Source organism: Intrasporangium sp. Soil_C_50, assembly GCF_057656595.1.
Genome location: NZ_JBDGKB010000001.1, coordinates 574,444 through 592,481, shown reverse-complemented (window position 1 = coordinate 592,481; position 18,038 = coordinate 574,444). Strand labels below are relative to the sequence as shown.

Below are 18,038 nucleotides of genomic sequence, written 5' to 3'. Positions count from 1 at the left end.
ATCGGGGCGGTGCCTCAGGCGTCGAGGACCGGGGCGAGCTCGCGCGCGACCAGGCGCAGCGGCGCGGTGTCGCGCTGGGCACGTGCCAGCAGGATCGCGCCCTCGAGCGCGCACAGCATGAGGGTCGACAGCGTCTCGGCACGTCGTCGGCTCCGGCCCAACTGCGCGAGCGCGTCGGTGAGGGGACGTCGCCACGTCTCCAGCGCGGCCGAGGCGGCCTGTCGGACGGTGGCGTCGGAGCCGGCGCAGTCGACGACCGCGGCCGCGACGGGACAGCCGCGCTCGAAGTCACGGCGCTCGAGCTCGCGGACCCAGTCCTCGACGACCGCGGCGAACAGGCGGCCGGGCGTCGGTTGGTGCAGCCGCGTGACGTGGTGCCCGACGCGTGCCGCCGCCCAGGCGCCTGACCACTCCAAGGCCTCGGCGACGAGCTGGTCCTTTCCGCCCGGGAAGTAGTGCTGGAGGGACCCGCGCGGTGCGTCGGCGGCGGCGACCACCTGGCGAAGGCCCGTCCCGGTGACCCCCGCGCGACGCAGGTGCTGCGCCGCCTCGTAGACGATGCGCTGTCGGGGCCCCGCATCGGACATGGTCCGTCCCTCGCTCTCGGTCGGTGCTCTCGCTGATCGGTCAGGGCGACTATGACAGTCGTCATGAACTGACGCTAGTATGACGATCGTCATAGTGGACGGGAGGCGACATGGACCGGGTCGGCTTCATCGGGCTGGGGATCATGGGACGACCCATGGCCACCAACCTGCTGAGCCGCGGGGTGAGGCTCACGGTCTGGAACCGGTCTCCCGGCGCCGCGGGGGAGCTCGGACGGCTGGGCGCCACGGTGGCCTCGAGCCCCGACGAGGTCTTCGCGATGTCCGACGTGGTGCTGCTGATGCTGGCGCACGAAGCCGCCGTCGACGAGGTGCTCCGACGTGGGGGACCCGGCTTCGCCATGGTGGCCGACCGGACCGTCGTCGCCCTGGGAACGACGTCCCCGGCGTTCTCCGCCGGGCTCGAGCGCGACGTCGTCGCGGCAGGGGGCCGCTACGTCGAGGCGCCGGTCTCGGGGTCGCGGGTGCCGGCCGAACGGGGGGAGCTCGTGGGCCTCGTCGCCGGCGCCGACGACGCGGCCGAGCAGGTCGTGCCGCTCCTGCACCCGATGTGTCGCTCGGTCTTGCGCTGCGGACCGGTTCCCTCGGGCCTCGGTACGAAGCTCGCGGTCAACCTCTACCTCTGCACCATGGTCGCCGGCCTCGCGGAGGCCTACCACCTGGCGACGGCGATGGGCCTGGACCTGGCGGCCTTCCGGCAGGCCCTGGACCTCGGGCCGATGGCGAGCGCTGTGTCGACCGTCAAGCTCGCCAAGCTCGCCGAGCGCGACTTCGAGGCGCAGGCCGCGGTCCGCGACGTCCACACCAACACCCGGCTCGTCGCCGAGGCCGCTCGGTCCGTCGGCGCGGTCAGCCCCCTGCTCGACGTGACCCGCGAGCTCTTCCGGCAGGTCGAGGAGTCAGGGGCCGGGGCGCTCGACATGGCCGCGGTCATCACGGCGCTCGAGGTGCGGGACGGGATCGGCGGGCGACCACCTCCTGCGTCCCCGGCGGGTGACGGCTGATCCGCAGAGGCGTCAGTCGGCCGGCCGGGCGGCCAGCACCTGCTCGCGCAGGATGTCGGCGTGGCCGCAGTGCTGGGCGAGCTCGCGCAACACGTGGAGGTGGACCCAGCGCAGCGGCAGCGGTCCGAGCCGGTGGCCGCGCACGAGGTCGTCGAGGCCCAGGGGCGCCGTCGCCCGGCGGGAGGCCTCGCACGCCGCCGCGTGGGCCTGCGACACCGACGCGACGGTGTCGGCGTCGGTGAGCACGAACGAGTCGCGGGAGTCCTCCGGGATGCCGATCTCGGCCCGGGTGCGGCCGCTCACCGCGTGGTCGAACCACACCTTCTCGACGTAGGTCGCGTGCTTGACGAGGCCGAGCAGCGTCGTCGCCGACGGCACGAGTGAGCGCCGGGCCTCGTCCTCGGTGAGCCCGTCGAGCGCACCCCGCAGGGCGGCCCGGTGCTCGTCGAGGAACGCCTCGGCCTGGGCCCGCGCGGGCTCGTCGATGACGTCCCGGGAGAACGTCGCGGGGAGCGTCTGGGGCCACGACGGCGGCGGTGAGGGCGATGAGGGCGATGAGGGCGATGAGGGCGGTGTCGGCGGGACGGTCATGGACCGACCCTGCCACGCCGAAGCGCCCGCGCAACCGGTCGGCGCGGCTACGACGAGGCCGGCGCCCACCGGTTGCGTGGGCGCCGGCCGAAGGTCGGTGGGACCGTCCAGTCCTACTGGTTGCGGAAGCGGTTGATGGCGTGCTCGAAGCCGGCGCGCTTGTCCGGGTTCGTGATGCCGAGGCCCGCCTCGGGAGCGAGGGTCAGGACGCCGACCTTGCCCTGGTGGGCGTTCTGGTGCACGTCGAGCGCCGCCTGGCCGACCTCCTCGAGCGCGTACGTCTTGGACAGCGTCGGGTGGATGAGGCCGCGGTTGACGAGCTCGTTGGCCTCCCACGCCTCGCGGTAGTTGGCGAAGTGCGAGCTGACGATGCGCTTGAGGTTCATCCAGAGGTAGCGGTTGTCGTACTCGTGCATGTAGCCCGACGTCGAGGCGCACGTGACGATGGTGCCGCCCTTGCGTGCGACGTAGACGCTGGCGCCGAAGGTCTCCCGGCCCGGGTGCTCGAAGACGATGTCGACGTCGTAGCCGCCGGTCAGCTCACGGATCTTCTTGCCGAGGCGCTGCCACTCCTTGGGGTTCTGCTCGGTGCCGTCCTCGTTCCAGAACCGGTAGCCCTCGGCGTTCCGGTCGATGATGAGGTCGGCGCCCATGTCGCGGCAGATCTGGGCCTTCTCGGGAGAGGAGACGACGCAGATCGGCGTCGCGCCGCCGGCGAGGGCCATCTGGGTCGCGTAGGAGCCCAGGCCGCCCGACGCGCCCCAGACGAGCACCCGGTCGCCCAGCTTCATCGCGGCGCCGTGCTTGGAGATGAGCTGGCGGTAGGCCGTGCTGTTGACGAGTCCGGGGGAGGCGGCCTCCTCCCACGTCAGGTGGCCCGGCTTGGGCATCAGCTGGTTGGCCTTGACGATCGCGAGCTCGGCGAGGCCGCCGAAGTTCGTCTCGAAGCCCCAGATGCGCTGCTGCGGGTCCATCATCGTGTCGTCGTGGCCCTCGGCGTCCTCGAGCTCGACCGAGAGGCAGTGCGCGACGACCTCGGTGCCCGGCTTCCACTTGGTGACGCCGGGCCCGGTGCGGAGGATGACGCCGGCGAGGTCGGAGCCGACGACGTGGTAGGGCAGGTCGTGGCGCTTGGCGTACTCGGACGTGCGCCCGTAGCGCTCGAGGAACCCGAACGTCGAGACCGGCTCGAAGATCGAGGTCCACACGGTGTTGTAGTTGATGGCGCTGGCCATGACGGCGACGAGGGCCTCGCCCGGTGCCAGCTCGGGGACCGGTACCTCGTCGATGTGCAGCGACTTGCGGGGGTCCTTGTCGCGGGTCGCGATCCCCTCGAACATGTCGACCTCGTCCTTGTGGACGGTGGCCCCGCGGTAGGTCTGCGGGATCTCGAGGGCAGCGTAGGTCTCCTGCGTGCGGTCGCCGGAGAGGATGGCGTCGCGGATGGCCTGCATGTCAAAGGTCCTTACGTCGCAGCGTCATTGGTCAGCGTCATTGATCAGCGTGGGTGGCACGCGCCCGCTCGCCGCGGGCGGCAGGTGACTCGACGGTAGTGAGGGGCCCGGAGGGCGGCGCCCGATCTGAGACGCCCACCACAGGTGACGTGGGTCACGAGCGCTCGACGCGCCGCAGACCGGCTTCAGGTGCGGCCGAGCAGGGCCGACACGGTGACGAGCTCGTACCCGTCGGCACGCAGCCGTTCGATGATCCGCGGCAGGCGGTCGATGGTCGTCAGCCGGTCGGTCGAGCCGGTGTCGTGGGCCAGCACGATGCTGCCGGGGTGCACGAGCGAGGCGAGGTCATCCACGATCCCGTCGGGGTGGCTCGCGACCACGTCCTCGCGGGCCTGGGCCGACCACATCACGGTCGTCAGGCCCAGCTCGGCGGCGGCGAGCACCGCCGCCCCGCCGACGTGCCCGTACGGCGGCCGGAAGAGCGTCGGCGGGGTGCCCCAGGCCTTCTCGATCTCGGCGGTCGTGCGGCTGATCTCGTCGCGGCAGCGGTCGTAGGCGAACCGGGCGAGGTCGGGGTGGTCCCAGGTGTGGTTGGCCAGCTCGTGCCGGCCGACGCTCGAGCGGTGGATCGCCGCGTGGTCGCGCACGTTGCGCCCGAGGCAGAAGAACGTCGCCGGCGCCTGCGCCGCGTCGAGGGCGGCGAGAACCTTCGGCGTCCAGTCCGGGTGCGGGCCGTCGTCGAAGGTCAGGGCGATGCGGCGGGTCGTGGGGGCGCCGCCCCACACGACGGTTCCCGAGGCCGCGGCGGGCGCGCTGCGGTCGGGACGGACGCCGCTCGCCGGGCTCCCGTAGAAGGGCAGCGGCGTGTTCTCGGCGAGCCGGTCGGTCACGGCCCGGACCGTGACGGCGCCGACCGCACCCACGGCCACGCCGACCCCGCCCGTGAGCGCCCGCCGCCTCGAGATGTCCATGCCCGGATGCTACGGCGACGCTCGGGCCCGATCCCGGTGTGCCGGCCCTCGTGCTCTGCCACACTGTCGGCGCCACGGAAGGGGGCGACGATGCGACGGCGGGCGACGACGGCGGCCGGGGTGACGGCGGCGGCAGTGCTCGCGCTCGGGCTCGCGCTGCCCCACGTCGTCGGACCGCAGCCCCTGCCCACGCTGCGCAACGGCGCGGAGTGGCGCGACCGGGCCCCGTTCGCGCCCGCTGGCCTGGGCGGGCACCTCCTGCGTCCCGTCGAGGACTTCGTCTGGCTGGCCCGGGGCCGGGCCCCGCTCGACCCCGGCCGTCGTCGTCTCGTGCTCGGGGCGCTGGCCGACCTGCACGGCCTCACGGGCGAGTCCGGGGCCGTGGCCGCCGGGCCCGACGCCCCGTGGGCCTACGCGTGGCCGCGCGACAGCGCGTTCGTGGCCGCCGCGTTCGCCGTGTCGGGGCACGACGACGACGCGTGGCGGGTGTGGCGCTTCCTCGCCCGGGTCCAGCGTCCCGACGGGGGTTTCGAGGCGCGCTACCGCCTCGACGGCTCCGGTCCGCCGGACGACCGGCCGCGCCAGACCGACGGCGCCGGCTGGGTGCTGTGGGGCCTCGAGGCCACGCGCACGGCCACGGGGGCCCGCGTGCTACCGACCGAGCTGCGCACCCTGCGCGACCGGGCCGTGCAGTTCGCCCTCGACCAGACCCGCGACGGCCACCGCCTGCCCGACGCGACGCCCGACTACTGGGAGGTTCCCGAGCGGGACGTGACGCTGGGTACGGCCGCACCGCTCGCGGCCGGGCTCGAGGCGGCGGCGAGGAGCCTTGCGGTGGAGGGGAACTCAGCCGCCTCCGGCCGATGCGCCGCGGCCGCCCGACGCCTGCGCGTCCTCGTGCGGACGACCTTCGGGCCCACGTACGAGCGGCACGGCTCCTCGGGCGGCCTCGATGCCGCCGTCGCCGTGCTCATGCCGCCCTTCACGGCGCTCGACGACGCAGCGGCCGTCCGCGCGTGGGAGCGCTACCCCGTGCTCGCACTCCGCGAGGCCGGCGGGCTGGCGCCCGGAGCAGCGTGGAAGTCCGACGGGGTGTCGTGGACGCCGGAGACCGCCCTCGTGGGCTACACGGCTGCCGCGTCGGGACGCGTCGAGCTGGCGGAGCGCTGGATGGGCTGGCTCGAAGAGCACTGCACGACCTGGGGGAGCCTGCCGGAGAAGGTGCTGCCCGACGGGCGTCCGGCCGGCCCGGCGCCGCTCGCGTGGACCGCGGCGCTCGTCGTGCTCACCGAGCACGAGCTCGAGGCCCGCCGCGCCGACCTGCCGGCGAGCTGACCGGCGGCCGACGGGTCAGTGGGCGACCGACGCCGCCGGCTCGACGAGCTCGACGAGGACGCCACCGGCGTCCTTGGGGTGGATGAAGTTGACGCGGCTGTCGCTCGTGCCGCGCTTCGGGGCGTCGTAGAGCAGGCGCAGGCCGCGCTCGCGCAGCGTCGCGCAGACGGCGTCGATGTCGCCGACGCGGTAGGCGAGCTGCTGGATGCCCGGGCCACTGCGGTCGAGGAACTTCGCGATCGTCGACTCGGGCGAGAGCGGGGCGAGCAGCTGGATGCACGAGCCGGACTCGCCGACGCCCATCATCGCCTCGCGCACGCCCTGCTCCTCGTTCGTCTCCTCGTGGAGGAGGGCCATGCCGTAGGTGTCGCGGTAGAACGCGATGGCGGCGTCGAGGTCGGGCACCGCGATGCCGACGTGGTCGATGTGCGTGAACAGGGGACCGGTCAGCGTGCTCATGCGACCAACGTAGGACCGCCGGCGCCGGGGCAGAAGCCGGCGCGCGTGTGCGCTTGGTCATGGTCGGCTCGGGGTGTCCAGCAGCCGAGACTAGAGTGGCCGGGACATCCGCCAGACATCCCCCGATGACGTTGGAGAGGCACTTCCCATGACTTCTGACCGCCCCACCTCGGTGATCGTCGCCGGAGCCCGGACCCCCATGGGCCGGCTGCTCGGGTCGCTCAAGGACTTCTCCGGGGCCGACCTCGGCGGCATCGCGATCAAGGGCGCCCTCGAGAAGTCGGGCGTGGCGCCCGAGCAGGTCGAGTACGTCATCATGGGCCAGGTGCTGCAGGCCGGCGCCGGCCAGATCCCGGCCCGCCAGGCCGCCCACGCCGCCGGCATCCCGATGACCGTGCCGGCCCTGACCATCAACAAGGTCTGCCTCTCGGGAATCAACGCCATCGCCATGGCCGACCAGCTGATCCGCGCCGGCGAGTTCGACGTCGTCGTCGCCGGTGGCCAGGAGTCGATGACCAACGCGCCGCACCTCATGACGAAGTCGCGCGAGGGCTACAAGTACGGCGACGTGACGATGCGCGACCACATGGCCTTCGACGGCCTCTGGGACGCCTTCACCGACCAGGCGATGGGTCTGCTCACCGAGCAGGCCAACACCGGCTCGCAGGCCTTCACCCGCGAGGAGCAGGACGAGTTCTCGGCGCGCAGCCACCAGCTCGCGGCCAAGGCGTGGAAGGACGGCCTCTTCGAGGACGAGGTCGTCGCGGTGAGCATCCCGCAGCGCAAGGGCGACCCGATCGAGTTCAAGAGCGACGAGGGCATCCGCGCCGACACGACGGCCGCCTCGCTGTCCGGGCTGCGGCCCGCCTTCAGCAAGGACGGCACCATCACGGCCGGCTCGGCCTCGCAGATCTCCGACGGCGCAGCCGCGGTCGTCGTCATGAGCCGGGCCAGGGCCGAGGAGCTCGGCCTGACGTGGATCGCCGAGATCGGCGCCCACGGCGTCGTCGCCGGCCCAGACTCGACGCTCCAGCAGCAGCCGGCCCGCGCCATCGCCCGCGCCTGCGAGAAGGAGGGCATCACGCCCGCCGACCTCGACCTCGTCGAGATCAACGAGGCCTTCGCGGCCGTCGGCCTGGCCTCGGCCAAGGAGCTCGGCATCGACGTCGAGAAGGTCAACGTCAACGGCGGCGCCATCGCCCTGGGCCACCCGATCGGCATGTCGGGCGCCCGCATCGCCCTCCACCTCGCGCTCGAGCTCAAGCGGCGTGGCGGTGGCGTCGGCGCGGCCGCGCTCTGCGGCGGCGGCGGTCAGGGCGACGCCCTCATCGTCCGTGTGCCGAAGTCGGCCTGAGCCCCACTCGTCGCCGACGAGCTTGCCTGCGCCCCAAGTGAGCCCACGCCGCACCGTCGACGTCCCCGCCCTGGTCGAGTCTGCCCGGGCGGGGTCGCCGCGTGCCGTCGCACGCCTCATCTCGCTCGTCGAGGACCGCCACGAGGCACTGCGCGAGGTGATGGCCGCGCTGGCCCCGCACACGGGCAACGCATGGGTCATCGGCCTCACCGGATCGCCCGGCGTCGGCAAGTCGACCTCGACCACGGCGCTCGTCGGGGCCTTCCGCGAGCGAGGCCTGCGCGTCGGCGTCCTCGCCGTCGACCCCAGCTCGCCGTTCTCCGGCGGTGCCCTGCTCGGTGACCGCGTCCGGATGCAGGACCACGCCCTCGACCCCGAGGTCTACATCCGCTCGATGGCCTCCCGTGGCCACCTCGGCGGCCTCTCGTGGGCCACGCCGCAGGCGATCCGGGTGCTCGACGCCGCGGGCTGCGACGTCGTGCTCGTCGAGACGGTCGGGGTCGGCCAGTCGGAGGTCGAGATCGCGGGCCTCGCCGACACGTCGATCGTGCTGCTGGCCCCCGGCATGGGCGACGGCATCCAGGCGGCCAAGGCCGGCATCCTCGAGATCGGCGACGTGTTCGTCGTCAACAAGGCCGACCGCGACGGCGCCGACGCGACGGTCCGCGACCTGCGACACATGATCTCGCTCGGCGACCGTACGGAGCCGGGGCTGTGGCGTCCTCCTGTCGTGAAGACCGTTGCGGCACAAGGGATCGGCATCGACGAGGTCATGGAGGCGCTCGACAAGCACCGGGCCTTCATCGAGGAGTCCGGCGAGCTCGGCCGCCGCCGCGAGCGCCGCGCCGCCGACGAGGTGCAGGCCATCGCCCTGGCGCAGCTGCGCTCCCGTTTCGCCCAGCTCGGCGGCCGGGCCGACCTCGCCTCCCTCGCCCAGGACGTCGTGGCCGGACGCCTCGACCCGTACGCCGCCGCCGACCGGCTCGTGGCCCACCTCGACGACTGAGCGCCGACGCGCGGGGCCGGCCCCGGCGTCGACCGTAATTCCGTTGTGGCGGTGGCCCCGGCGGTGTCACCGTCGAGTCATGGACATCATCCCGCTCGACCGCGACGACGACGTCATGGTCAAGGAGCTGTACGGCATCGCCACCCGCGTCGATGCCGTGTCGCGCGCGCATCCGGTGCAGCGCACGGCCGAGGAGTTCGCCGCCTGGCTGCGCTTCGACTTCCCGGGTGAGCGCATGGAGTCGGCCGTGGTCGTCGTCGACGGGGCGCCCGTCGGCTGGTCGCAGCTGTACTTCCCCGAGCGCGACAACCTCGACAAGTGCTGGACCGAGCTGCGCATCGACCCCGAGCACCGGCGCAGCGGCTACGGCAGCGCGCTGCTCGACTGGAGCGAGACGCAGGCCCGCGCCGGCGAGCGCTCCATGCTGCTCGCCGAGGTCTACGTGCCGCAGGGCGACCGCGAGTCCCACCCCGATCGGGCCTTCGCCGAACGCCGGGGATACCGCGTCGCGAGCACCGAGATCGTCCGGTCGCTGCCCCTGCCGATCGACGCCGACCTCCTGACGCGCGAGCGCGAGCGCGCCGCCGACGCGATGGGCGACGCCTACGAGGTGAAGGTCTTCACCGGCGGCGTCCCGGAGGAGCTGCGCCAGGGCGTCTGTGACGCCTCGAACCGGCTCATCCTCGACGCCCCGACCGGCGACGTCGACTTCGAGCCGGAGTCGCAGACCGTCGAGGACTACCAGACGATGCTCGACCACCACGCCCACGTCGGCGACACGCTGCTCACGGCCGTGGCCGTGCACCGCGGCACCGGCGTCGTCGCCGCCTACACCGACCTCAACGTCCCGCCGACCGACCCCGACGTCGTGCACCAGTGGGGCACGCTCGTGCTGCCCGAGCACCGCGGGCACCGGCTCGGCATGGCCGTCAAGGTTGCCAACCTCGACCTGCTCGCCGAGACGTTCCCCGAGCGCACCCGGGTGCAGACGATGAACGACGAGCAGAACCCGTGGATGGTGCGGATCAACGTCGACCTCGGCTTCCGCATCACCGAGGAGGCCCTCTCCATGCGCAAGGACCTCTGAGCGCGGGCCCCGCCTGCAGCACCACGACCCCGCAGCCTACGGTGGGCGCATGCTGATCGCCTTCTCCGTCGCGCCCTCCGTCGCCGCCGACGACACCGGTTCCGTCAGCGAGGCCGTCGCCTCGGCCATCCGCCTCGTGCGCGAGTCCGGCCTGCCGCACCGCACCGACGCGATGTTCACGACCGTGGAGGGGGACTGGGACGAGTGCATGGCCCTCGTCAAGCGCTGCTGCGACGTCATAGCCGAGGTCTCGCCGCGGGTCGGTCTCGTGCTCAAGGCCGACATCCGGCCCGGGTTCACCGGTGAGCTCGACGGCAAGCTCGAGCGGCTCGAGGCCGCGCTCGAGCGCCAGGACGGCTGACATCGTCGGCCCCGCGCGGGCCGTCCCCGGCCGGGCACTGCCGGACGGCTGGCGCCTCGCGTCGCTCGCGCCTGCCGACTGCGACGAGCTCGGGCGCGTCCACATGGCCGTCTGGCGCGAGGCCTACGCCGGCATCATGCCGGCCGACTACCTCGCAGGCCTCAGCGACGAGAGCTGCGCCGCCCGCTGGCGCACGATCGCGGCCGCCCCGCCGGCCCAGGGCGGCACGCTCGTCGTGCACGACCCCGCTGGACGAATCGCCGGGTTCGCGAGCGCCGGACCGAGCCGCGACGACGACGCCCCGACGCCGTGGGAGCTCTACGCCGTCAACCTGGCCGCTCGTGCGCGGGGGACCGGCGTCGCCGACGCCCTCGTCGACCGCCTCGTCGGGGACCGCGACGCGTCGCTGTGGGTCGTCGAGGGCAACGCCCGGGCGCTTGCCTTCTACGAGCGCCGGGGCTTCGCCGACGAGGGCGGCCGCTGCGAGCACGAGCCGACGGGCACCACGGAGATCCGGATGGTGCGCCGCACCGTCTCCTGACTCGTCCTGAGACCGTTGGTGACGATGCGGTCACGATCCCGGCCTGCGCGGGCTCCCTTGCGCCACGCGCCGGCCCACGGGTGCACACTCGCCCGCGGACACCGAGCCGGAAGGGGACGGCAGTGGGGACAGGGACCGACGTGGGTCTGGTCGCGGGGGGACACGGCGCCGCGGCGTACCGACCCTCCCCGACGGTCGCGGTGGAGGGCCTGGGCGTGCGCTTCGGGCAACGCCGGGCGCTCGAAGGGCTCGACCTCGTGGCCCGGCCGGGTGTCGTGACGGCGGTGACCGGACCCTCCGGGGCCGGCAAGTCGACGCTGCTCTGGTCGGTCGCCGGAGCGCTCACCGGCGCGACGGTCGAGGGCACGGTCCGCGTCGGCGACGCCACGGTGCGTCCGGCCGGCGGGCGCGCCGCCACGCTGGCGCTCGGCATCGGCCTCGTGCCCCAGGGCAACGGGCTGGCGTCGGTGCTGACGGCCTGGGAGAACTGCGTCGTCCCGCTGCTCGATGCGGGCGTCGGCCCGGGCGAGGCCGCACAGCGGGTGTCCCAGGCGCTCACCGCCGTCGGCCTCGAGGAGTCCGGCGGACACCTCATCGAGGAGCTGAGCGGCGGACAGCAGCAGCGCGTCGCCGTCGCGCGGGCGCTCGCGTCCCGCCCCGCGGTGCTCCTCGCCGACGAGCCGACCTCCGAGCTCGACCACGTCAACCGCGAACGCGTCCTCGTGCTGCTCCACGACCTCGCCGGCGCCGGCTGCACCGTCCTCATGGCGACCCACGACCCGGAGGCCGCCGCGCAGGCCGCCGCCGAGGTCCACCTCGACGAGGGCCACGTGGTGAGGGCCCGATGAGCGCCGGTCGTCTCGCCGTCGCCTGGTCCGCGGCGCGTCACCGCCGCGGCCAGGCCCTGGCCCTCGTGCTGCTGTCCTCGCTCGTCACCGCGAGTGCGGTCCTCGGCCCGCTCTACGCCCGGTCGCTCGAGCACGCCCTCCTGCACGACGCCCTCGACCGGGCCAGCATCATGTCCACCGGCATCGCCCTGGAGCAGGTGACCGACGGCACGTTCGCACCGTCGACGCCGGCTGTGCTCTCTCGGATCCCGGAGCAGGTGCGCCCCTTCCTGCGGCCGCCGACGTCCATCGTCTCCGGACAGGTGACGATGTCGATGTCCACGCGGCGTGGTGGGGGCGGCGTCCTCGTCACCGCCTACGCACCGGCCGCCGGCTGTCTGCGCCTGACGCTGGTGAGCGGACGCTGCCCCACGGCGGAGACCGAGGTGCTCGTGTCCGCCGCGGAGGCCCGGTTCGAGGGGTGGAAGGTCGGCGACCGCGTCGGCTTCGCCTCCTCGCCGGGAGGGCAGGTCTCCGACGCCCGGGTCCACGACACGGCTCGGATCGTCGGAACCTATGAGCAGGTGCGCGACGATGCCTACTGGTTCGGCACGCGGCTCACCGGGCGCGCCGGCACGCGCGTCGTCGCCGGGCTCGGCTCGACCCCGCAGGTCGACGCGCCGGTCGTCGCCCCGGCGTTCTTCGCCACGTTCACCGCAGGCTCGACCCTGACGGTGACGAGCGCCCTCGACCGCCCGACCCTCGGGGTGGACGACCTGCCGGCTGTCTCCGCGGCCCTGACGGCGGAGAAGGCCCGTCCTCAGGGCGATTCGGGCGGACCGACCATCACGACGGCCCTCGACGACCTCGCCCGGACCGTCGTGCGGGGCCAGGCCCAGGCGTCCGTCCTCGTGCCGCTGCTCCTCGGCCAGCTGGCCCTCCTCGCGGCCGTCGTCCTCGGACTCGCGGCGTCGGCGGCGGTGGAGCAGCGCCGTCCCGAGATCGCCCTGGTGCGCCTGCGCGGCCACGGCATCCGTGGCGCGAGGCGGATGCTGCTCGCGGAGCTCGGTGGCCTCGTCGCGGTCGGCGTGCCCCTCGGTGTCGTGGTCGCCGGCGTCCTCGACGTGCTCGTGTCGCGCGTCTGGCTGCCGGGTGGTGGGGCGCTCGACGTCCCGCTCGGGGCGGTCGTGGCCGCCGTCGCGGCTCTCCTCGTCGGCATCCTCACCGTCCTGGTCGCGGCCCGCGGACCGCTCCGCGAGCCCATTCCCTCGCTGCTGCGCCGGGTGCCCCCGCGCCAGGGCGCGTTCGCGGTCGGGCTCGTCGACGCGGTGGTCGTCACCGTCGCCGCCGCCGGCGTGGTCACCATCGTCACCGGGTCGGTGTCCGGACCCGTCGTGCTGGCGACGCCGGCGCTGCTCGCGCTCGCCGTCGGGCTGCTCCTCGCGATGCTCCTCGTCCCGGTCGCCGCCGGTCTCGGGCACCTGGCGCTGCGGCGCGGGCACGTCGCCGCCGGCGTCACCGCGCTGCAGGTGGCCCGTCGACCGGGCGTGCGTCGCGTCGTCGCCATCGTCACGGTCGCGTCGGCGCTGCTCGTCTTCGCGACGGACGCGTACCTCGCCGGGCAGCGCAACCGCGCCGAGCGCGCCGCGCTCGAGACCGGCGCGCAGGTCGTGCTCCAGACCGACTCCAAGGACCCCCGCCAGCTGCGAGCGCTGCTGCAGCGCCTCGACCCCGGGGCGACGTGGGTGGCCCCCGTGGCGCACCTGCAGCCCGGCAGCTCCGACGCCGTCGCGACGATGGCCGTCGTGCCGCGGGCGATGGCCCGGGTCGCGCTGCCCATCGGCGCCGGCTCCGGGCCGGCCGTCGACTGGTCGTCGGTCCTGGCATCCGACCTCAGCTCGGCCGAGCTCACCGGGCGCCGGGTCGCCGTCCAGGTGTCGGACGTGCAGATCCAGCGCGTGCTGACCGGCCTCAACCCGACGCCGACGGCGCCCGACCTCCTGCCGCTGCGGCTCGAGCTGCAGGACGCCGACGGCGGGTCCGTGTCCGTGCCGCTCGGTGCGGTGCCCTTCAGGCCGTCGGGCACCACGACGCTCACGGCCGCCGTGCCGTGCGCCCCGCGCTCCTGCACCCTCGTCGGCATCAGCATCGACCGGGCGCCGGACGAGACACGCCTCCTCGCCGGCGAGGTCACCGTCGCCCGGGTCGCCGCTCCGGGTGCGCCCCCGGTCGAGCTCGGCCGACTGACCTGGTCCTCCTACGGCACCCCCTACTCCCTGGACCGGCTGTCGGCCGAGAGCCCCGGGTTCTCCTACGTGACCACCACGAAGTCCGAACCGGCCGTGGCACGCATCCGCTTCGCGTCGTCCGGTGGGATCGTCACGGCCTCGACGACGCCGGCCGCCCTGCCCGTCGTCGTCGCCCCCGCCACGCGCGGCGCCACGCCCGAGGTGACCTCGGTCAGCGGGTTCGTCGGGACCGCGGTGACCGTCGCGGAGAAGGGCCGGGTGCGCGTCGTGCCGGGCGGCTTCACCAACGTGGCGCTCGTCGACTACGACGCCCTGGCAGCCCGCGCCAGCCGGCTCTACGCGAGCGGGTCCCTCGATGTGCTCGTGGCCGACGAGGCGCGCGTCGGCGAGGTGACCAGCGCCCTGGCCCGCTCCGGGATCTCGGTGCGGGAGCGGACCGACCGGGCCGAGGTGCTCGACGCGTTCGACCGGTCGGCGTCGGCCTGGTCCCTGCGCCTCGCGCTCGTCGTCGGCGTCATCGCCCTGCTCATGGGCGCGCTCGTGCTCGTCCTCGTGGGCGTGACGTCGTGGCGGTCGCGCTCGCGCGACCTCGCGGCGCTGCGGCTGGCCGGAGTCGGCGGACGCACGCTCCGACGCGTCGGCGTCGCCGAGCAGGTGGCCGTCATCGTCGTGGCCGTCGTCGTCGGCTCGGCGTGCGGAGTCGCCGGGGCACGGCTCGCGCTCAGGCTCGTGCCGTTCTTCACGACCCCGTCCGAGGTTTACGTGCCCGACGTCCGTCCGGCCGTGGGGGCGATGGCCCTCTCGGCGGGCGTGACGATGGTGTGGCTCGTCGCCGTCGGGCTCGTCCTGGGGCTGTGGCTGGCCGGCCGCGCCGTCGTCTCGCGTGTGAGGGAGCAGCCGTGACCGCACTGGACCAGGAGCTCGACCGGACACCGTCGGCCCCCGACGCGGGCGGCGACGGCTCCGGCGGGTCGGCCGGCCGTGGGCTGCCGGTGACCACCCGTGGCCTCGTCGTCATCTACCGGTCCGAGGGCCACGACGTCGCGGCGCTCTCCGGCGTCGACCTGCACGTCGGTGCGGGCGAGATGGTCGGCCTGCTGGGGCCGTCAGGTGCCGGCAAGTCGACGCTGCTCACCGTCTTCGGCGGCCTCACGGCACCGAGCGCGGGAACAGCGCTCGTCGGCGGCCACGACCTGCGCTCGCTCTCGCCCTCGGCCCTCGACGACCTGCGCGCAGGGCAGATCGGCCTCGTCCTGCAGGGCGCCGCACGCAACCTCGTGCCCTACCTGACGCCGCGGCAGAACGTCGAGGTGGCTCAGGCGCCCGCGCGACGCCTGGCCCGGAGACTTCCCACCGTCGAGGACGTGCTCGACCCCCTCGGCATCGGCGACCTCGCCGACCGCGAGGTGTCGACCCTGACGCCGGGCCAGGCGCAGCTCGTCGCCATCGCCGTCGGTGTCGCCTGCGAGCCCGGGCTGCTGCTCGTGGACGAGCCGACGAGCCAGCTCGACCACGCCGCACGGGACCGGGTGCTCCGCGCCCTGCACGACGTCAACGGCCGTGTCGGCTCGACGGTCGTCGTCGTCACCCACGACCCCGACGTCGCGGCCGCGTTGCCGCGCACCGTGACGATCCGGGACGGACGCGTCGGGGCGGAGGGCCGGCAGGGGGAGGAGTTCGCGGTCGTGTCGGCCGACGGCTCCCTGCCGCTCGCCGGGGCCGCCCTCGACGAGTTCCCGCCCGGGTCGCTCGTGCGGCTGCACCATGACGGTCGCGCCTGGCTGCTGCTGCCGGCCGACGCGCCGCTGCCCGGTGAGGCCGAGGACGGAGAGGGCCCCGGCACGGTCGCGACGTGAGCCGTCTGACAGGCGTCGGTGGGGTCGTGCGGCACGAGGCCGACCGTGGCGTCCCGACTGTCCGAGTATGTCCTCGGCGGGCGTCGGACTCGATTTGTGGTATCGCGATGACTCGTGCGTAACTTGACGCTGGCCGTGCCCCGTGGCGGCCGCCCGACGTCCCCCGCGCTGCCCCTCGGCGCCGGTGGTGCACGCCGGTGAACCGGTCTTCCCGAGTCCCGAAAGGTCTCTCCATGCCCCGCCCCGCGACCCGTCGCCGCGTCCTGGCCGCTGCCCTGGCCTCCGTCGCGATGCTGTCCGCGTGCACCGGAAACGCCGACGACGGCAGCGACGGCTCCGGTGCCTCCGAGACTCCCGCGGTCGCCGCCGACGCCGCCGGTACGACGACGAGCGGCGCCGTGTCGGCCGTCGCGTCCTCGCTGCTCGACGCCTCTGCCGGTGGCGCCGCTGCCCGCGGCAAGGCGTTCACCGGCGCGGCACTGGAGTCGGCCAACGCCTACGCCAAGACCCTCGGTGGCCGTACCGCCGCCGAGAAGGCCGAGGCCGAGCTGTCCACGAGCGGCGCCAAGGTGCTCGGCATCTCCCGCGAGGGCGACAAGCCGGTGCAGATCCTGGCCCAGACGACGCTGAAGAAGACGGGCGCCGCGGTGCTCGTCCTCCTCGTGGCCGACAGCCCCGGTGGGCCCTTCAAGGCCGCCGCCGTCACCCCGATGCTCCCCGACGCCAAGCTCGACGCGCTCGACGACACCGGCAACGGCTCCGCCGCGGTCGCCGACGGCAAGGGCCTGGCCGCCAAGCCCGACGACGTCGTCTCCGCCTTCGCCGGCGCCGTGCAGTACCCCTCGCCGGTGGCCACCAAGGTCCTCGCCGACGACCCCCTGACCGAGCAGCTGCGCCAGTCCGCCACGGCCCAGTCGCAGGCCCTGAACAACCAGGGCTCCTTCAGCCAGAAGCACGAGCCGAAGGGGATCATCGGCGGGCTGCGCCTCAAGGACGGCCAGGGCGCCATCGTCTTCGCCGAGCTCGTGCGGCACGACGCCATCGCGATGCGCACGCCGATGAAGCTCAAGCCGGCCAAGGACCTCACCCTGCTGACCGGCATCAAGCAGATCACGACCGAGGCCGACCTGACCTCCAACGAGATCGTCGCCTTCGTCATCCCGGCCTCCGGCCAGGCCCGCGTCGTGGCCGCGGCGGACCAGCTCGTCAACGGCACGGGGCGGTGAGGCAGGATTGATCCATGAGCCAGCAGCCATTCACCGCAGCGGCACTGCGCGGTGCCGTCGACCTCTCGTCGCTCAAGCGTCCGGCCCAGCCGGCTGGCCCCGGCTCCGCCGCGGGCTCCACCTCGACGGACGCTGCCGGCGTCGTCGTCGAGGGCACTGACGCCTCGATCCGTGACCTCGTCGGGGCGAGCACCAGCCACCCCGTCGTCATGGTCCTGTGGTCGCCGCGCCTGCAGGAGTCGGCCGACTTCGTCGCGACGCTCGAGACGGTGGCCCGCCGCTACGCCGGCCGCTTCCAGCTCGCCACCGTCGACGTCGACGCCAACCCCGGCATCCTGCAGGCCTTCCAGGTGCAGGCCGTGCCGGTGAGCTTCGCGTTCGTCGCCGGCCAGCCGGTGCCGCTCTTCGAGGGCGTCCAGCCCGAGGCGCAGGTCGTCGCGGTCATCGACCAGGTGCTCGCGCTCGCGGCCCAGCACGGCGTCACCGGCACCGTCCCGGGCGCCGACGCCACCGGGCCGGACGGCGACGGCGCGCAGGGCGAGGCCCCGGAGGAGCCGCCGCTGCCGCCCCTGCACCAGAAGGCGTTCGACGCCATCGAGGCCGACGACCTCGACACCGCCGCCGACGCCTACCGCGAGGCGCTCGCCCAGAGCCCCGCCGACACCGACGCCAAGATCGGCCTGGCCCAGGTCGGCCTGCTCCAGCGCACGCGGGGCGCCGATCTCCAGCAGGCGCGTGCCGCGGCCGCCGCGGCGCCCACCGACGTCGACGCGCAGATCCTCGTCGCGGACCTCGACGTGCTCGGGGGCCACGTGGAGGACGCCTTCGTGCGGCTCATCGACACGGTGCGCGTCACGACGGACGCCGAGCGCAACCAGGCCCGCGAGCACCTCGTCGAGCTCTTCGAGGTGGTCGGCACGTCCGACGAGCGTGTGGTGCGGGCCCGCAAGGCCCTCATGAGCGCCCTCTTCTGACCACCCGATCGAAAGAGCAGTTCGTCCCCACGGGCGCACGAACTGCTCTCTCGATCGTCGGGTGACGGAGTGCTCTCTCGATCGTCAGGTGACGGAGTGCTCTCTCGATCGCCAGGTGACGGAGTGCTCTCTCGATCG

General features: G+C 74.0%; 17 protein-coding genes. 12 read left to right on the top strand and 5 right to left on the bottom strand.

The annotated features are described in order from the left end of the window. Positions 1-14 precede the first annotated feature (14 nt). Positions 15-587 carry a TetR/AcrR family transcriptional regulator gene (locus AC3A5R_RS02800; RefSeq protein WP_487619252.1) on the bottom strand — a complete coding sequence of 191 codons (573 nt, stop codon included), beginning with the start codon at positions 585-587 and terminating at the stop codon, positions 15-17. Between the two features lie 110 nt (positions 588-697). On the opposite strand from AC3A5R_RS02800, the gene AC3A5R_RS02795 reads away from it, so the two are divergent. Further along, complete coding sequence (locus tag AC3A5R_RS02795) at positions 698-1,609, top strand: NAD(P)-dependent oxidoreductase (RefSeq protein WP_487619251.1); 912 nt, start codon at positions 698-700, stop codon at positions 1,607-1,609. Positions 1,610-1,621: 12 nt separating this feature from the next. Here AC3A5R_RS02795 and AC3A5R_RS02790 read toward each other — a convergent pair whose 3' ends face one another. The 3 genes from AC3A5R_RS02790 to AC3A5R_RS02780 form a co-directional block, all read right to left on the bottom strand. Continuing rightward, complete coding sequence (locus AC3A5R_RS02790) at positions 1,622-2,200, bottom strand: DinB family protein (RefSeq protein WP_487619250.1); 579 nt, start codon at positions 2,198-2,200, stop codon at positions 1,622-1,624. A gap of 113 nt (positions 2,201-2,313) precedes the next feature. Next, positions 2,314-3,654 (bottom strand): crotonyl-CoA carboxylase/reductase, encoded by a 1,341-nt coding sequence (ccrA, locus tag AC3A5R_RS02785; RefSeq protein ID WP_487619249.1) that lies wholly within the window; start codon positions 3,652-3,654, stop codon positions 2,314-2,316. 185 nt (positions 3,655-3,839) lie between these two features. Then, entirely contained in the window at positions 3,840-4,625 is a 786-nt protein-coding gene (locus AC3A5R_RS02780) for a polysaccharide deacetylase family protein (protein WP_487619248.1), read from the bottom strand. 90 nt (positions 4,626-4,715) lie between these two features. Between AC3A5R_RS02780 and AC3A5R_RS02775 the strand changes: the two genes are divergently transcribed. Continuing rightward, a complete protein-coding gene (locus AC3A5R_RS02775; protein ID WP_487619247.1) occupies positions 4,716-5,960 on the top strand; it encodes a glycoside hydrolase family 15 in 1,245 nt (414 codons plus the stop codon). 15 nt (positions 5,961-5,975) lie between these two features. On the opposite strand, the gene mce is transcribed toward AC3A5R_RS02775, so the two are convergent. Further along, on the bottom strand, positions 5,976-6,419 hold the full coding sequence (gene mce / locus AC3A5R_RS02770; RefSeq protein WP_487619246.1) for a methylmalonyl-CoA epimerase: 444 nt from the start codon (positions 6,417-6,419) through the stop codon (positions 5,976-5,978). 148 nt (positions 6,420-6,567) lie between these two features. On the opposite strand from mce, the gene AC3A5R_RS02765 reads away from it, so the two are divergent. From AC3A5R_RS02765 to AC3A5R_RS02720, 10 genes are all read left to right on the top strand, one after another. Next, positions 6,568-7,773, top strand: coding sequence for an acetyl-CoA C-acetyltransferase (locus tag AC3A5R_RS02765; protein WP_487619245.1), 1,206 nt, complete (start codon positions 6,568-6,570; stop codon positions 7,771-7,773). 37 nt (positions 7,774-7,810) lie between these two features. After that, entirely contained in the window at positions 7,811-8,779 is a 969-nt protein-coding gene (gene meaB, locus AC3A5R_RS02760; protein WP_487619244.1) for a methylmalonyl Co-A mutase-associated GTPase MeaB, read from the top strand. Between the two features lie 79 nt (positions 8,780-8,858). Further along, positions 8,859-9,866 (top strand): N-acetyltransferase family protein, encoded by a 1,008-nt coding sequence (locus AC3A5R_RS02755; protein WP_487619243.1) that lies wholly within the window; start codon positions 8,859-8,861, stop codon positions 9,864-9,866. A gap of 49 nt (positions 9,867-9,915) precedes the next feature. After that, a complete protein-coding gene (locus AC3A5R_RS02750; protein WP_487619242.1) occupies positions 9,916-10,227 on the top strand; it encodes a thiamine-binding protein in 312 nt (103 codons plus the stop codon). Then, on the top strand, positions 10,169-10,768 hold the full coding sequence (locus tag AC3A5R_RS02745) for an N-acetyltransferase family protein (protein WP_487619241.1): 600 nt from the start codon (positions 10,169-10,171) through the stop codon (positions 10,766-10,768). Before AC3A5R_RS02750 ends, AC3A5R_RS02745 begins: the two co-directional genes overlap by 59 nt. A gap of 122 nt (positions 10,769-10,890) precedes the next feature. Next, positions 10,891-11,616: an ABC transporter ATP-binding protein gene (locus AC3A5R_RS02740; RefSeq protein WP_487619240.1), complete on the top strand. Its 726-nt coding sequence runs from the start codon at positions 10,891-10,893 to the stop codon at positions 11,614-11,616. After that, positions 11,613-14,747 (top strand): hypothetical protein, encoded by a 3,135-nt coding sequence (locus tag AC3A5R_RS02735; RefSeq protein ID WP_487619239.1) that lies wholly within the window; start codon positions 11,613-11,615, stop codon positions 14,745-14,747. Before AC3A5R_RS02740 ends, AC3A5R_RS02735 begins: the two co-directional genes overlap by 4 nt. Next, positions 14,744-15,700, top strand: coding sequence for an ABC transporter ATP-binding protein (locus AC3A5R_RS02730; protein WP_487619238.1), 957 nt, complete (start codon positions 14,744-14,746; stop codon positions 15,698-15,700). Before AC3A5R_RS02735 ends, AC3A5R_RS02730 begins: the two co-directional genes overlap by 4 nt. Before the next feature lie 233 nt (positions 15,701-15,933). Beyond that, the gene (locus tag AC3A5R_RS02725) at positions 15,934-16,926 is read left to right on the top strand and encodes a DUF8094 domain-containing protein (RefSeq protein ID WP_487619237.1); all 993 of its coding nucleotides are present in this window, start codon (positions 15,934-15,936) and stop codon (positions 16,924-16,926) included. A gap of 14 nt (positions 16,927-16,940) precedes the next feature. After that, complete coding sequence (locus AC3A5R_RS02720; RefSeq protein WP_487619236.1) at positions 16,941-17,900, top strand: co-chaperone YbbN; 960 nt, start codon at positions 16,941-16,943, stop codon at positions 17,898-17,900. Positions 17,901-18,038: the final 138 nt, after the last annotated feature.

Excerpts from the sequence above, each read along its gene's own strand:
- AC3A5R_RS02800 (WP_487619252.1), bottom strand. The coding sequence starts at position 587 with ATGTCCGATGCGGGGCCCCGACAGCGCATCGTCTACGAGGCGGCGCAG.
- AC3A5R_RS02795 (WP_487619251.1), top strand. The coding sequence starts at position 698 with ATGGACCGGGTCGGCTTCATCGGGCTGGGGATCATGGGACGACCCATG.
- AC3A5R_RS02790 (WP_487619250.1), bottom strand. The coding sequence starts at position 2,200 with ATGACCGTCCCGCCGACACCGCCCTCATCGCCCTCATCGCCCTCATCG.
- ccrA (WP_487619249.1), bottom strand. The coding sequence starts at position 3,654 with ATGCAGGCCATCCGCGACGCCATCCTCTCCGGCGACCGCACGCAGGAG.
- AC3A5R_RS02780 (WP_487619248.1), bottom strand. The coding sequence starts at position 4,625 with ATGGACATCTCGAGGCGGCGGGCGCTCACGGGCGGGGTCGGCGTGGCC.
- AC3A5R_RS02775 (WP_487619247.1), top strand. The coding sequence starts at position 4,716 with ATGCGACGGCGGGCGACGACGGCGGCCGGGGTGACGGCGGCGGCAGTG.
- mce (WP_487619246.1), bottom strand. The coding sequence starts at position 6,419 with ATGAGCACGCTGACCGGTCCCCTGTTCACGCACATCGACCACGTCGGC.
- AC3A5R_RS02765 (WP_487619245.1), top strand. The coding sequence starts at position 6,568 with ATGACTTCTGACCGCCCCACCTCGGTGATCGTCGCCGGAGCCCGGACC.
- AC3A5R_RS02755 (WP_487619243.1), top strand. The coding sequence starts at position 8,859 with ATGGACATCATCCCGCTCGACCGCGACGACGACGTCATGGTCAAGGAG.
- AC3A5R_RS02750 (WP_487619242.1), top strand. The coding sequence starts at position 9,916 with ATGCTGATCGCCTTCTCCGTCGCGCCCTCCGTCGCCGCCGACGACACC.
- AC3A5R_RS02735 (WP_487619239.1), top strand. The coding sequence starts at position 11,613 with ATGAGCGCCGGTCGTCTCGCCGTCGCCTGGTCCGCGGCGCGTCACCGC.
- AC3A5R_RS02725 (WP_487619237.1), top strand. The coding sequence starts at position 15,934 with ATGCCCCGCCCCGCGACCCGTCGCCGCGTCCTGGCCGCTGCCCTGGCC.
- AC3A5R_RS02720 (WP_487619236.1), top strand. The coding sequence starts at position 16,941 with ATGAGCCAGCAGCCATTCACCGCAGCGGCACTGCGCGGTGCCGTCGAC.